At 64.3% G+C, this 13,592-nt stretch carries 12 protein-coding genes; 9 read left to right on the forward strand and 3 right to left on the reverse strand.

Translation table 11 applies throughout. The features are described from left to right. Position 1: 1 nt before the first annotated feature. Entirely contained in the window at positions 2-1,063 is a 1,062-nt protein-coding gene (gene speB / locus NKH38_RS17385) for an agmatinase (RefSeq protein WP_023695895.1), read from the reverse strand. A 206-nt stretch (positions 1,064-1,269) separates the two neighbouring features. Between speB and gcvA the strand changes: the two genes are divergently transcribed. The 8 genes from gcvA (at position 1,270) to NKH38_RS17425 (ending at position 10,275) form a co-directional block, all read left to right on the forward strand. Next, on the forward strand, positions 1,270-2,238 hold the full coding sequence (gene gcvA / locus NKH38_RS17390) for a transcriptional regulator GcvA (protein WP_023671280.1): 969 nt from the start codon (positions 1,270-1,272) through the stop codon (positions 2,236-2,238). A gap of 170 nt (positions 2,239-2,408) precedes the next feature. Further along, positions 2,409-3,713 carry a nicotinate phosphoribosyltransferase gene (pncB, locus tag NKH38_RS17395; protein WP_023745849.1) on the forward strand — a complete coding sequence of 435 codons (1,305 nt, stop codon included), beginning with the start codon at positions 2,409-2,411 and terminating at the stop codon, positions 3,711-3,713. A gap of 191 nt (positions 3,714-3,904) precedes the next feature. Further along, positions 3,905-5,347, forward strand: a complete 1,443-nt coding sequence (locus NKH38_RS17400; protein ID WP_352762031.1) for a hypothetical protein — start codon at positions 3,905-3,907, stop codon at positions 5,345-5,347. Between the two features lie 152 nt (positions 5,348-5,499). Next, positions 5,500-6,804, forward strand: coding sequence for an ABC transporter substrate-binding protein (locus NKH38_RS17405; RefSeq protein WP_023671283.1), 1,305 nt, complete (start codon positions 5,500-5,502; stop codon positions 6,802-6,804). 159 nt (positions 6,805-6,963) lie between these two features. Beyond that, positions 6,964-7,845, forward strand: a complete 882-nt coding sequence (locus tag NKH38_RS17410; protein ID WP_027049173.1) for a branched-chain amino acid ABC transporter permease — start codon at positions 6,964-6,966, stop codon at positions 7,843-7,845. Beyond that, positions 7,842-8,804 carry a branched-chain amino acid ABC transporter permease gene (locus tag NKH38_RS17415; protein ID WP_352762032.1) on the forward strand — a complete coding sequence of 321 codons (963 nt, stop codon included), beginning with the start codon at positions 7,842-7,844 and terminating at the stop codon, positions 8,802-8,804. The genes NKH38_RS17410 and NKH38_RS17415 overlap by 4 nt, the downstream gene beginning before the upstream one ends. Beyond that, positions 8,801-9,526 (forward strand): ABC transporter ATP-binding protein, encoded by a 726-nt coding sequence (locus tag NKH38_RS17420; RefSeq protein ID WP_352762033.1) that lies wholly within the window; start codon positions 8,801-8,803, stop codon positions 9,524-9,526. Before NKH38_RS17415 ends, NKH38_RS17420 begins: the two co-directional genes overlap by 4 nt. After that, positions 9,523-10,275 (forward strand): ABC transporter ATP-binding protein, encoded by a 753-nt coding sequence (locus tag NKH38_RS17425; protein ID WP_023729757.1) that lies wholly within the window; start codon positions 9,523-9,525, stop codon positions 10,273-10,275. The genes NKH38_RS17420 and NKH38_RS17425 overlap by 4 nt, the downstream gene beginning before the upstream one ends. Here the strand turns inward: NKH38_RS17425 and NKH38_RS17430 are convergent, their stop codons facing one another. Then, positions 10,276-11,643 carry a sodium:proton antiporter gene (locus NKH38_RS17430; protein ID WP_352762034.1) on the reverse strand — a complete coding sequence of 456 codons (1,368 nt, stop codon included), beginning with the start codon at positions 11,641-11,643 and terminating at the stop codon, positions 10,276-10,278. 85 nt (positions 11,644-11,728) lie between these two features. Beyond that, positions 11,729-12,343, reverse strand: a complete 615-nt coding sequence (gene pncA / locus NKH38_RS17435) for a bifunctional nicotinamidase/pyrazinamidase (protein ID WP_023683560.1) — start codon at positions 12,341-12,343, stop codon at positions 11,729-11,731. Positions 12,344-12,727: 384 nt separating this feature from the next. On the opposite strand from pncA, the gene NKH38_RS17440 reads away from it, so the two are divergent. Beyond that, positions 12,728-13,591, forward strand: coding sequence for an FAD binding domain-containing protein (locus NKH38_RS17440; protein ID WP_023823942.1), 864 nt, complete (start codon positions 12,728-12,730; stop codon positions 13,589-13,591). Position 13,592 lies beyond the last annotated feature (1 nt).

Genomic DNA, 13,592 nt, shown 5'->3' on the forward strand with positions numbered 1-13,592 from the left:
GTCAGGCCCCCTTGCCGGTGATCGCCGGGCTGAACACCATCAGGCTCAGGATCTCGAACAGGACCTGGGCGCCGACATGGGCGGTGTTGGTGGTCGCGTCATATTGCGGCGCCACCTCGACGACATCGCCGCCGACAATGTTGAGACCTTTCAAGCCGCGCAGCAGTTCGAGCACCTCGCGCGTCGTCAGGCCGCCTATTTCCGGCGTGCCGGTACCCGGCGCGAAGGCCGGATCGACACTGTCGACGTCGAAGGAAATGTAGGTCGGGCCGTCGCCGACTATTCTGCGCGCCTTCTCGATGATGGCCGGGATGCCGAGACCCGTCACCTCTTCGGCATGCACGACCGTCATGCCGGATTCATAGGTGAACTCCCACAGATACTCCGCCGAGCCGCGGATGCCGATCTGGATAGTGCGGGTCGGGTCCAGCACGCCGTCCAGCACCGCGTTGCGGAACGGTCCGCCATGATGGAACTTGGTCATGTCGAACAGCCCGCTTGTGTCGCAATGGGCGTCGATATGGATCATGCCGACCGGCGCCTTCTTGCCGACCGCCTTCAGGATCGGATGGCTGATCGAGTGGTCGCCGCCGACCGAAAGCGGCAGCACGCCGGCATCGACGATCTGGTTGGTGCGGCGCTCGATGTCTTCGTGGCTGACCTCCAGCCGGTAGCGGCTGCGGAACGGCGTATCGCCGATGTCGGCGACGCGCAGCTCATGCGTCGGCGCGCATTCCAGCACATGATTGTAAGGGCCTATGCGCTCGATGGCGCGCAGCGCCCTGGGTCCAAAGCGCGAGCCGGGCCGGTTGGTGACGCCGAGATCCATCGGCACGCCGATGATCGCCACCTGCAAATCGCCGAAATCGGGATTGTCGGCTGCGATTTCGCGATAGGGCGCGGCGAGGAAGGTCGGGATGCCGGCATAGGGCGCGAGTCGGGTGCCGCTCTTGGAGAAGATCTTGTCGGCGACCTTGCGGAACTTCGGGTCGAACATCTCGCCGCCATGGCTCTCTCCATATTTGCGTCGCAGCGCGTCGAGCTTGCCTCTGTCATAACCCATGTCGGTCTCCTCCTGCGGGCTGATGCATGCGGCAGCGTCTGCAAACTGACCATTATCCGGCCGGGTCGCTGTCCCCCTGGCTGCCTGTAGATTTCACGTCATTGATGCTGTTGACCTGCCAAAGTGTCCGGCAGCCGCATTGAAAAATCAATTGATATTGTTACGGTGCTGATTGTGAGAAAATCTCACAGAGTATCTGGTTGCTCATGGCCAAGCGTCTGCCCCCCTTGAATCCCTTGCGCGCCTTCGAGGCGACGGCGCGGCATGCCTCGCTGACCAAGGCGGCGAGTGAGCTAAACGTCACCCACGGCGCGATCAGCCACCAGATCAAGGCTCTCGAGCAATCACTCGGCGTAAAACTGTTCGAACGCACCGGACAGCGGGTAAAGCTCACCCCGCACGGCGCCGAATTGCTGCCGGCGGTCTCGACCGCCTTCGACGGCATCGCCGCCGCCACCCAGCGCATGACCAGGCCAGCCAGCGCCGGTACGCTGTCGGTCTCCTGCGTGCCGGCGCTGCTGCTTCTGTGGATGACGCCGCGGCTCGGCAGCTTCATGGCGCAATATCCTGATATCAGGTTGACGCTGATCCCGTCCAACGACCCCAAGGACATCCGCGCCCCACAGGTCGATGTCTGCGTGCTCTATGGCGACGGCAGCTGGACCGATTGCTGGATGCGCAAATGGTCGGGCCTCGAACTGTTCCCGGTGGTCAGCCCGACGCTGATCAACAACCGGCCGCTCCGCATCTGCCGGGATCTTGCTGGCCATGTCATTCTGCATGGCGATGATGGCCGCGAATGGCACACCTGGCTGGCCGCCGCCGATGGGCTCGACCTCGAACGTGGCCGCCGCCACCATCTCGGCGACGCCCGTACGGCGATCGAAGCCGCGGTGCACGGACATGGCGTGGCGCTCGGCGATTCCGTCACCGCCAGCATGCTGCTCGCCAGGGGCCTGCTGGTGGCGCCGTTCAGCCTGTCGGTGCCGGCGGTCGACGATTTCTATGTCGTCTGCCGCAACGAGATGCGTTCAGCGCCGATCGTGCAATTGTTCGTCGACTGGCTGTTTGCCGAAAAGGAACAGGCCGACAGCCGCGCCGACGCGCCGGTGGCCGGCCGCATCGGCAGCCGCCGGAAGCGTCCGGCGCTGCGGGTGGTGGGCGCCAAGAGTTGAGGCTGGACCGGGAGCGACTGCTTTTTGTCGGGCCAGCCCGGAAAGCGGGAAGCGCTTTCAAAAATTCAATGCTAATAAGCTCTTGCCCGGCAATTCCAGGAAAACTGTGCGGCGGTTTCCCGTCCGGAATTGCGTAAGACAGACGTGAGCAGCGAAGGCGACGGCAGGACATGGCAAGAACCGATATAGCGCGGCGCGTCTACAACCACACCTGGAAGCTGGACCCGATCGTCCGCAGCCTGCTCGACACCGATTTCTACAAGCTTCTGATGCTGCAGATGATCTGGGGCATGTACCCCAAGGTCGACGCCACCTTTTCACTGATCAACCGCACTACCTCGGTGCGGCTTGCCGACGACATCGACGAAGGCGAATTGCGCGACCAGCTCGACCATGCCCGCACGCTGCGCTTCTCCAAAAAGGAGATGATCTGGCTTGGCGGTAACAATTTCTATGGCCGCAAGCAGATCTTCGAGCCGGAATTCCTCGCCTGGCTGGAAGGTTTTCGGCTGCCCGACTACGAGCTGTCCAAGCGCGACGGTCAGTACGAGCTCTCCTTCAGCGGTCCCTGGATGTACACCACCCTATGGGAAATCCCGGCGCTGGCGATCATCAATGAGCTTCGTTCCCGCGCCGCCATGCGCGCCTTCGGTCCCTTCGCGCTTGACGTGCTCTATGCACGCGCCAAGGGGAAGATGTGGGCCAAGACCGAACGCTTGAAGGCGCTGCCCGGCATCCGCATCTCCGATTTCGGCACCCGCCGCCGCCATTCCTTCCTGTGGCAGCGCTGGTGCGTCGAGGCGCTCAAGGAAGGTATTGGCGAAGCCTTCACCGGCACCTCCAACGTGCTGCTGGCGATGGACAACGACCTCGAAGCGCTCGGCACCAACGCGCATGAATTGCCGATGGTGTTTGCCGCCCTTGCCAAGTCGGAAAAGGAATTGAAGGAATCGCCCTACAAGGTGCTGCAGGACTGGCAGCGCTACTACGGCGGCAACCTGCTGATCGTGCTGCCCGACGCTTTCGGCACCGCATCCTTCCTGCGCGACGCCCCGGACTGGGTCGCCGACTGGACCGGCTTCCGCCCCGACAGCGCGCCGCCGATCGAAGGCGGCGAAAAAATCATCGACTGGTGGCGCGAGAAGGGCAAGGACCCCAGGCAGAAGCTGCTGATCTTCTCCGACGGTCTCGAGGTCGAAACCATCGAGGAGACCTACAGGCACTTCAAGGGCAAGGTGCGCATGTCCTTCGGCTGGGGCACCAACCTCACCAACGATTTCGAAGCCTGCGCGCCGACCGAAACCAACAGCCTGGATGCGATATCGCTGGTCTGCAAGGTGACGGAGGCCAATGGCCGGCCGGCGGTGAAGCTGTCGGACAATCCGGCGAAAGCGACGGGCGACAAGAAGGAGATCGAGCGCTATCTCCGGATTTTTGGGGCGAAGGATCGCGTGGAGCAGCTGGTCAAGGTTTGAGGGTCGGCGGGTGCCTTGCTGGACGAAATGGAAATCGCGATAGCGTGAGTTCCCGCCCACCCCCCTCTGTCCTGCCGGACATCTCCCCCGCAAGGGGGGAGATTACCCCGTCATCTCCGCCTTCGCTAATCTCCGACGTTGCAAAGGAAGCGCCGGCAGGGCAACTGCCAATCTCCCCCCTTGAGGGGGAGATGTCCGGCAGGACAGAGGGGGGCGTCGTAGAGCGCGGCTGTCACCGGCCAACCCTTATCACCACCACCCTCACACTCCTCCCCACCCCCGCCCTCGCGCACGCCTCCGACCGCGGTCACGTCCTCCTCCTGCCGACCGGCTACTACATCGCCGGCGGCGCGCTTGCCGTCGCGGTAAGCTTCCTCGTTCTCGCCCTGCTGCCACCCGCAACCCTCCACCGCTTCTGGCGCCGCCGCCTGCCGCTCTTCCCATTCGCCGACACCCCTCGCACAATCATCAGCCTCATCTCCTTTGCCGGCTTCGCAACGCTCAACGCCGCCGGCCTGTTCGGCAGCCGCGATCCGCTCTCCAATCCGCTGCCGCTAACCATCTGGACGCTGCTCTGGGTCGGCCTTGCCATCGCGCAAGGCCTGTTCGGCGATCTCTGGTCGTGGCTGAACCCATGGTATGGCCCGTGGCGGATCGTAAGCCGCCTGTTCAAGCTTCGTGGCGGTGAGGGACAGGAATCGCGTTTGCCTTCATGGCTCGGCTGCTGGCCAGCCGTTATCCTGTTCTTCGCCTTCGCCTGGTTCGAGCTGATCGACCCGGCGCCCGACGACCCGGCGCGGCTGGCCTATGCCGCCGGCCTCTACTGGTTGCTTACCTTCATCGCCATGCTCGCCTTCGGCTACCGCGATTGGAGCCGGCGCGGCGAATTCCTGACGGTGTTCTTCGCCATGGTGGCGCGCTTCGCCCTTGTCGAGCGCGATGAACACGGGCGGCTCGCTCTCTGCTGGCCGGGCTCAAAACTGCTCGGCGCGGCACCCCTGCCGGCAAGCGGCATCGCTTTCCTGCTGCTCAGCCTGTCATCGGTGTCCTTCGACGGCCTGTCGAAAACCTTCTTCTGGCTCGGCCTGTTCGGCATCAACCCGCTGGAATATCCCGGCCGCACCGCGCTCATCGGCATTAGCAGCTTCGGCCTCGTGCTGACCTTCGTTCTGCTGGCGGCGGCATTCCTGCTGGCCGTCATACTCGGCCAGCGCCTTGCCGGCAGCCGACATTCCCACGGCGAGGCCGCCGGGCTGCTGGTCTGGTCGATCGTACCGATCGCGCTCGCCTATCATGTCGCGCACTATCTGACGGCGCTGCTGGTCGACGGCCAGTATGCGATCGCCGCTCTGTCCGACCCGTTCGCGCTGGGATGGGACCTGTTCGGCGCCGCCGACATGCAGATCGAGGCCGGCATCGTCGCCGGGGCCGACTCCGCCTGGTGGCTGTGGAACCTGCAGGCCGGCATCATCATCGCCGGGCACATGCTGGCGGTGCTCGTTGCCCATGGAATGGCCTGGCGACTGCACCAGGTGCCATCGCGCGCCGCCCTCAGCCAGTTGCCGCTCACCATGCTGATGATTGCCTACACGATCTTCGGCCTGTGGTTGCTTGCCACGCCGACGGCCGGATGAGACAAGCTGATCCACATGCCTTTGCGGAAAGCCCGCTTGCAAGCTCTGTGCTTTGGTGATTTAGTTTGTACACATGCAATTTCTGCCCCTCCTGCAAGGGAGTGGCCTTGCCTCGTTACAGACAGTCAAAACTCAAAAACAGGGGAACTGCCGTGACTGACAAGAATGGGTTTTTCGATCTCTCCAAATCCACCCTTAGCCGCCGCACCGCGCTGAAAGGTCTCGCCGCCGGCGCCGGGTTGACGCTCGCGCCCGGCTTTGTCCGCTACAGCCAGGCGCAGAGTTCAGCGCCAATCAAGATCGGCTTCCAGTCGCACCGCACCGGCATCGGCGCCGCCTATGGCCGCTGGTATGAAAAGACCAGTGCCGCGGCGGTCAAGGCGATCAACGACGCCGGCGGCATCAACGGCCGGCCTGTCGAACTGGTGATCGAGGATGACGGCACCGATCCCGGCCGTGGCGCCGAGGTGGTCGGCAAGTTCGCCACCCAGCACAAGACCGACATCGTCTTCGGCACGCTGTTCTCGCATGTGGTGATCGGCTCGGCGCCGGCCGCCGGCGAAAACAAGATCCCGTATTTCGTCGTCAGCGAAGGCCACCACGTCGCTTCGACCAAGCTCAACCGCTATGTCTTCCAGCCTGGCATCACCGATGTGAAGAGCCAGATCCAGTCGATGGCGCCGTGGATCGCGGCCAATGCCGGCAAGAAGGTGACGCAGATCTTCCCGGATTTCGCCTTCGGCTACGACCATCGCGACTACCTGCCGCCGGCGCTGAAGGCGCAAGGCGCCGAGGTCATCGCCCAGATCGCCATCCCGCCGACAGAGTCGTCTTTCACGAAATACTTCCCGCAGATACCCGCCGAGACCGAAGTCATCTACCACGTGATGGTCGGCCCGGCCGTGCTCACCTTCGTCAAGGAACTCGGCGAGTTCTACGGCTCCAACCGGCCGCAACTGTTCGGCTTCATCGATTCGCTCGAAGCCACCGACATCAACAGCCCCGGCCTCGAATTTTTGGACGGCAGCCATTTCTGGGAAGGTTCGCCGCGCTATGCGCAGGCCAATGACTCGGCCGCCCAGAAAGCCTACCGCGCCGCTGTCGGCATCGACGACAATGGGGCTGCCGTCGGCGACCCCAAGGACGTCTCCACCGCCGCCCACATGTTCGGCTGCTGGGAGACGCTCTATGTCGTTAAGAAGGCGATGGAAGATGCCGGCTACAAGGGCCCGGAAGACCGCGCCAAGCTGGTCGAGGCGACCGAGGCTCTGACCGAATTCGCCGAAGGCCCGGAGCATCCGCAAGGCCCCAAGACCTTCAACGGCAAGATCCACCAGTGTTTTGGCATCCAGAACATCTCCAAGGTCGAAGGCGGCAAGATGAAGGTCGTCCACAAGACCAAGATCGAGGACGGGCTTTACGAGGCCGAAGGGGATTATACGACGCAGGCGCTGTGAGGCGCCTTACCCTCCCCCTTGTGGGGAGGGTCGGCACGCAAGCTTCGCACTTTTGCGAAGCTTGCGAGACGGGGTGGGGGTCGCGACGGCCCGTGCCCAACCCCCACCCGACCGCTGCGCGGTCACCCTCCCCACAAGGGGAGGGTAAGGGCGCCCTGAATGCATTTCGGACCCCATCTCCTCCTCGCCGCCCTCGAAGGCCTTGTCACCTCAGCCGTGTTGGCGCTGACGGCGCTTGGGCTGTCGCTGGTGTTCGGCGTCATGCGCGTCGTCAACGTCGCCCATGGCGAGTTCTTCATGCTGGGCGCGGTGCTGGCCTGGGCGATCTCGACGGCGATACCCGGCCATCCCACGCTCGGCTTCCTGGCGGCGCTGGTGATTGCGCCGCTGATTGTCGGCGCCATTGCGCTGGTAGCCGAGCGGCTTGTGCTGCGCCGGCTCAATTACAATCCGGAAGCCACCATCGTCGCCACGATCGGCATGCTCTACATCATCCAGCAGCTGGCGTTGAGCTTCTATGGCCCGGAAGCGCGCCCGGTGGAGCCGCCCTTCAGCTACCGCATCCTTTTGCCCTGGTTCGGCTATTCCGGCTACAAGCTGTCGATCATTGCCGCTTCGGCCCTTCTGCTCATCGCCACCTGGCTGGTGCTGACGCGCACCAAGATCGGCCTCATCATGCGCGCCACCCAATATGACAGCGAGACGGCGCAGGCCTTCGGCATTCCGGTCGCCCGCGTCTATGCCGGCGTCTTCGCGCTCGGCGCCATGCTGGCGGCCATCGCCGCCGTGCTGATCGTGCCGACCAGTCAGGCGCATTATCTGATGGGACAGGACCCGCTGCTGTTGTCCTTCATCGTCGTCATCATCGGCGGCCTCGGCTCGCTGCGCGGCACCGTCGTCGCCGCCGTGCTGATCGGGCTGTCCGACGGCATCATCTCGGTGTTCTTCTCGCCGACTTTGGCCAAGATCATCGCCACGCTGCTGGTGGCCATGGTGCTGGTGTTCCGGCCGCAGGGCCTGTTCGGGCAGGCGCCGCGATGAGTGATGCTTCGCCGGCAAAAGCCTATGCATTGCATCTCGGCGTCATCGCGCTGCTGTTCGCCCTGAGCTTCGTCCTGCCGGATTATCATCACGGCCTCGTCGCCCGCATCATGGTGCTGGCGGTGTTCGCCATGGGCTACAACATGCTGTTCGGCTATGTCGGCCTGCTCAGCCTCGGCCACGCCATGTTCTTCGCCGCCGGGCTCTATGGCGCTGGTCTCGCCGTCATCCATCTCGGCTGGAACGTGCCTTTCGCTTTCCTCGGCGGCATCGCCTGCGGCGCGCTGCTGGCACTGGTGATCGGCCTGCTGGCGCTGCGCACCACCGGCGTCGCCTTCATGATCGTCACCATGATGTTCGCGCAGGTGTTTTACCTCACCATCCTCTATTTCGCCGCCTGGACCGGCGGCGACCAGGGTCTGGTGGTGCCGCAGCCCGCGCGGGTTCTGGCCTTCGGCGCGACATCGCTCGACCTCACCAACCCGACCGTGCGCTACATGAGCGCGCTGGCGCTGTTCTCGGTCGTGCTGCTGATCACCCTCGCCATCGTCCGCTCCCGTTATGGCCGCGTTTTGGTCGCGGTGCGCGAGAACGAGGAGCGCACGAAAATGCTGGGCTACGACACCTTCTGCAACAAGCTGATCGCCGTCGTCGTCTCCGGCACCATCTGCGCCGCCTCGGGTGCGGCCTATGCGCTGCTGTTCGGCTATGTCGGCTCGAGCTTTGCCTCGGTGCAGTATTCCATCCTGCCGCTGCTCTGGGTGCTGCTCGGCGGCGCCGCCACGACGCTGGGCGCGCTGCTCGGCACGGTGTTCATGTACTATGTCATCGACACCGCCAGCGGCTACACCTCCGCCTATCTCCTGATCGTCGGTATTGCGCTCATCCTGCTGGTGCTGTTTTTCCCCAAAGGCATTCTGGGCACCATCCGCCAGCGCTGGCTCGGGTGGCTCCCATGATGCCGTTGCTGACCACCAAAGGCCTGGCGCGCAGTTTCGGCGGCCTGCGCGCCGTCGACGGTGTCGATTTTCAGCTGATGCCGGGCGAGATCCGCGCCGTCATCGGCCCCAATGGCGCCGGCAAAACCACCTTCGTCAGCCTGGTCAGCGGCCGCATTCAGCCATCGTCCGGCATGATCGTCTTCGACGGCGCCGACATCACCAGCCAGCCGGCCTATCTCAGGGTGCGCCAGGGCATTGCCTACACCTTCCAGATCACCAGCGTCTTCGCCAACCTCTCTGCCTACGATAATGTCGCGTTGCCGGTGCAGCGCACGCTGACCGATGGCCGCTCGAAAGGTGCGGTGCGCACCGGCGTCATGGCCGCGCTGGAACGCACCGGACTTGCCGGCCGCGCCCATATGCCGGCCGGCCAGCTTTCCTACGGCCACCAGCGCCTGCTGGAAGTCGCGATGGGCCTGGCGCTTAAGCCGCGGCTTTTGATCCTCGACGAGCCGACGCAGGGGCTGGCCGACAGCGAGATCGACAATTTCATCGGACTGGTGCGCGAGATTGCCAAGAGCGCCACCGTGCTCCTGATCGAGCACAACATGCCGGTCGTCATGCAGCTGGCCGACCGCATCACGGTCTTCAACGCCGGCAGGATCCTGGCCGAAGGCACGCCCGAACAGGTTCGCGCCAACACACAGGTGCAGGAAGCCTATCTGGGGACGGCGCCATGAGCGAAGCCCCCAAGACTGAGGCCCCCAAGACTGAAGCCCACAAGACTGAAGCGCTGACCATCTCCAGGCTCGATTGCTTCTATGGCGAGGTTCAGGTGCTCTACGAGCTTGATCTCGTGCTCAACAAGGGCGAGGTGCTGTGCCTGTTCGGTCGCAACGGCGCCGGCAAGACGACGGCGCTGAAAGCAATCATGGGGCTGGTTCCGTCGAGCGCCGGCTCGATCCGGCTCGCCGGCAAGGAGTTGACCGGCCTGCCGGCGCATGAGGTGCCCAAGGCCGGCGTCGCCTATGTACCGCAAGGCAGGCGGCTGTTCGCCGAGATGACGGTGGCGGAAAACATCGAGATCGGTCTGATGGCGCGCGGCAAGGGCAGAGCGACGCGCGAGAGCGTGCTCGATCTCTTCCCGCTGCTGCGCCAGCGGCTGCGCCAGCGCTCCGGCACTTTGTCCGGCGGCGAGCAGCAGATGCTGGCCATGGCCCGTGCGCTTTGCCTTGAGCCGCAGGTGCTGTTGCTAGACGAGCCGACGGAGGGGCTGATGCCGTCGATGATCGCCAAGATCCGCGAGACGGTGGTGAAGCTGCGTGAGCTAGGTGTCTCCACCATTCTGGTCGAACAGCGCGTCGACGCCGTGCTGTCCGTCGCCGACCGCGTCTGCTTCATCGAGAACGGCCGCAACCGCGAGACCGTCGATGTCGAGCAATTGCGCGCCGACCCATCGGCAGTCAGGCGCTATGTCGGCGTCGGCTGATCAGCCGAAAAACAGGAACCCGGCGATCAAAAAGATCGGGATCAGCACCAGGCCCGACCACGCCATGTAGCCGAAGAAGCCCGGCATCTTCACACCGCGGTGTCGGGCAATGGCGTAGACCATGAAGTTGGGTGCATTGCCGATATAGGTGTTGGCGCCCATGAACACCGCGCCGGCCGAGATCGCGGCCAGCGTCGAGGCCGCCTCCGTCATCAGGTGCCGCGCGTCGCCGCCTGCGAGTTCGAAAAACACCAGATAGGTCGGCGCATTGTCGAGGAAGGACGACAGCCCGCCGGTCAGCCAGAAATAGGCGAGATCATTGGGCTGGCCGGTGGGTGACGTCACCAGCGCCACCAGCGGCGCCAGCGCGCCGTCATGGCCGGCGCGAAGGATGGCAATGACCGGCACGATGCAGATGAAGATGCCGGCAAACAGTTTTGCCACCTCCGCGATCGGGCCCCAAGTGAAGCCGTTGGCCTCGCGATGGCTCTTGAGGGAAACGACAAGCGACAGCCCGGCGAGCGCCAGGATGATGGCATCGCGCACCAGGTTCTGCAGTTCGAGGCCGACGCCGAGGATGGAGAAAGTCACGCCCGGCTTCCAGGCAGCTGAAAGCAGGATCGCGGCAATGACGCCGGCCAGCAACGGCAGATTGGCCAGGCCGCGAAGGCGCACCTTCGTATCCGGCGTCGGATCCTTGATCTTCGGCGCGCCCCCTTCACGGCGATGCAGCATGATGTCGATGGCCAGGAAGACAAGCAGCACCAGGCCGCCGGTAAACAGCGTCTCGCGCCAGAGGTTCGCCGACGTCCAGAAGAAGTCGACGCCGCGCAGGAAGCCGACGAACAATGGCGGGTCGCCCAAGGGCGTCAACGAGCCGCCGATGTTGGACACCAGGAAGATGAAGAAGATGACGACATGGGCGTTGAACTGCCGGTTGTCGTTGGCGCGCAGCATCGGCCGGATCAGGATCATCGAGGCGCCGGTGGTGCCGATCACCGAGGCCAGCATCGCCCCGACGAGCAGCAGCCCGGCATTGACCAGCGGCGTGCCATGGATGTTGCCGGCGACAAGGATGCCGCCCGAAATGGTGTAGAGCGCGAACAGCAGGATAATGAAGGACATGTATTCGGTGAGCAGCGTGTGCAGCACGGCTTCACCGGCTACCGGAACGCCGAATGCAACCATCAGCGGGATGACCGCCAGCGCTGCCCAGCCGGCGGCGATCTTGCCGTAATGATGCTCCCAGACATGGTGGAACAGCAGCGGTCCGGTGGCGATCGAGAGCAGCAGGCCGGCGAAAGGCAGCGCCCACCACAGCGACATGGCAGCATCGGGCAGGCCGCGGGCCTCGGCCGCGAAGGCCATTTGCGGAGACACAGCGGAAGCGAGTACACCTGCCGCGAAAGCCTTCCCCAACTGTGTGCAGCCCCCTCGATGCGTCACGATCCAGTCACTCCGAGATCGGGTCTTCGAGCTTCACCCCGGCATCGCGCATCCTCTTCAGCATCGCCTCGACCGAACCGTTTAGATCGATGCCGCGGCACGCGTCGAGCCGCACCGTCGTCTTGAAGCCTTGCTTGACCGCGTCGAGGGCCGAAAAGGCAACGCAGAAGTCGGTCGCCAGGCCAACCAGGGTCACACTGTCGATGCTGCGCTCCTTGAGGTAGCCGGCGAGCCCCGTCGGCGTCTTGTGGTCGTTCTCGAAGAAGGCGGAGTAGCTGTCGATATCAGGGCGAAATCCCTTGCGGATCACCAGCTCGGCCTTGGTCCAGGCGAGCCCCGAGTGAAAATCCGAGCCGAGGCTGCCCTGGATGCAATGGTCCGGCCACAGCGTCTGCGGCCCATAGGGCATCTCGATTGCGCTGAAGGGCTGCGCCCCCGGATGGCTGGAGGCAAAGCTCGAATGTCCGGCCGGGTGCCAGTCCTGCGTCAGCACGACATGCTCGGCATGCCGGATCAGATCGTTGACCAGCGGCACGATTTCGTCGCCGCCGGCAACCGCCAGCGCGCCGCCGGGGCAGAAGTCGTTTTGCAGGTCAATGACAACAAGCGCTTCGTCGGCCATGGCGCCTCTCCTCTTCTACGTCTCGAACGGGGGATCGAGTGAAATACGCCGCTGATGCGACCGGATGCAGAAACTTGACCGGATGGCCGCCTGCGTCAACCTCCTACAGCGCCGCGCGTCCCCTTCGGACGCGCAAAGGACGCTGTAGCACTTTACCTTGCGCAGGATCCTTTCCGAAAATCGATTCCGATTTTTGGGGATCGTGCGCGGACGTAACAAATGCATGGCGGCCGGGTTCCCTTAAACTCCGGCTTTGACAATTTCCGCCAGCTTGATATCATTTGCATACGAATGAATTTGGCCTGATCAGACACTGGCGGGGTTCGGGAAGTCCCCACCTTTGAAGGCCCCAATGGGAAGGCCTATTTTTTTGGAAGGCAAAGGGTGATCCGTTACGCGAAACCCGCCACGCTCGACGAGGCGCTCGCTCTGCTGGGCGAGGGCGCCTGGCGCGTGCTTGCCGGCGGCACCGATTTCTATCCGGCGCAGGGCGCCAAACCGTTCCGCGACAATGTTCTCGATATTAACGGCCTGGTCTCGCTGCGCGGCATTGCCGAGACCGAAACCCATTGGGTTTTGGGCGCCCGCACCACCTGGACCGACCTTGTCCGCCATCCATTGCCGGCGGCTTTCGATGCGCTGAAGCACGCCGCGCGCGAAGTGGGCTCCCTGCAGATCCAGAATGTCGCCTCGATCGCCGGCAATCTCTGCAATGCTTCGCCTGCCGCCGATGGCGTTCCGGGACTGCTGGTGCTGGACGCCGAGGTCGAGCTGCGCTCTGCAGCCGCGACGCGTCATCTGCCGCTGCAGGAGTTCATTCTCGGCAACCGCCGCACCGCTTTGCTGCCGGGCGAACTGGTCACCGGCATCCGCATCACGAAGCGGGCCTCTGCCGGCACGTCGGCCTTCGTCAAGCTCGGTGCGCGGCGCTACCTCGTCATCTCCATCGCCATGGTGGCGGCGCGCCTCGTTGCCGAGAGTGGCATAGTCATGGAAGCCGCTGTCGCGGTCGGGTCCTGCTCGGCCGTCGCCAGGCGGCTCGCCGCTGTCGAAGCCGTGCTGGTGGGCAAGCCTGTCGGCCCGGCACTCGCCGATGCGCTCCTGTCCGCGCCGATGGCCGAGCTCTCGCCGATTGCCGACGTGCGCGGCAGCGCCGAATACCGGCTCGACGCAGCGCGCGAGCTTGTCGCCCGCGCCGTGCTGGGGGCTTGCGGGCTGACGAACGACAACAGCATGGTGGCGGCATGAG

The sequence above is a fragment of the Mesorhizobium sp. M1078 genome (genome assembly GCF_040318615.1).
Lineage (GTDB): Bacteria > Pseudomonadota > Alphaproteobacteria > Rhizobiales > Rhizobiaceae > Mesorhizobium.

Bases quoted from the DNA above. Each gene is read 5' to 3' on its own strand.
- NKH38_RS17415 (WP_352762032.1), top strand. From the start codon at position 7,842: ATGAGTGATGCTTCGCCGGCAAAAGCCTATGCATTGCATCTCGGCGTC.
- NKH38_RS17425 (WP_023729757.1), top strand. From the start codon at position 9,523: ATGAGCGAAGCCCCCAAGACTGAGGCCCCCAAGACTGAAGCCCACAAG.
- NKH38_RS17430 (WP_352762034.1), bottom strand. From the start codon at position 11,643: ATGGCCTTCGCGGCCGAGGCCCGCGGCCTGCCCGATGCTGCCATGTCG.
- NKH38_RS17420 (WP_352762033.1), top strand. From the start codon at position 8,801: ATGATGCCGTTGCTGACCACCAAAGGCCTGGCGCGCAGTTTCGGCGGC.
- pncA (WP_023683560.1), bottom strand. From the start codon at position 12,343: ATGGCCGACGAAGCGCTTGTTGTCATTGACCTGCAAAACGACTTCTGC.
- NKH38_RS17410 (WP_027049173.1), top strand. From the start codon at position 6,964: ATGCATTTCGGACCCCATCTCCTCCTCGCCGCCCTCGAAGGCCTTGTC.
- pncB (WP_023745849.1), top strand. From the start codon at position 2,409: ATGGCAAGAACCGATATAGCGCGGCGCGTCTACAACCACACCTGGAAG.
- speB (WP_023695895.1), bottom strand. From the start codon at position 1,063: ATGGGTTATGACAGAGGCAAGCTCGACGCGCTGCGACGCAAATATGGA.
- gcvA (WP_023671280.1), top strand. From the start codon at position 1,270: ATGGCCAAGCGTCTGCCCCCCTTGAATCCCTTGCGCGCCTTCGAGGCG.
- NKH38_RS17400 (WP_352762031.1), top strand. From the start codon at position 3,905: ATGTCCGGCAGGACAGAGGGGGGCGTCGTAGAGCGCGGCTGTCACCGG.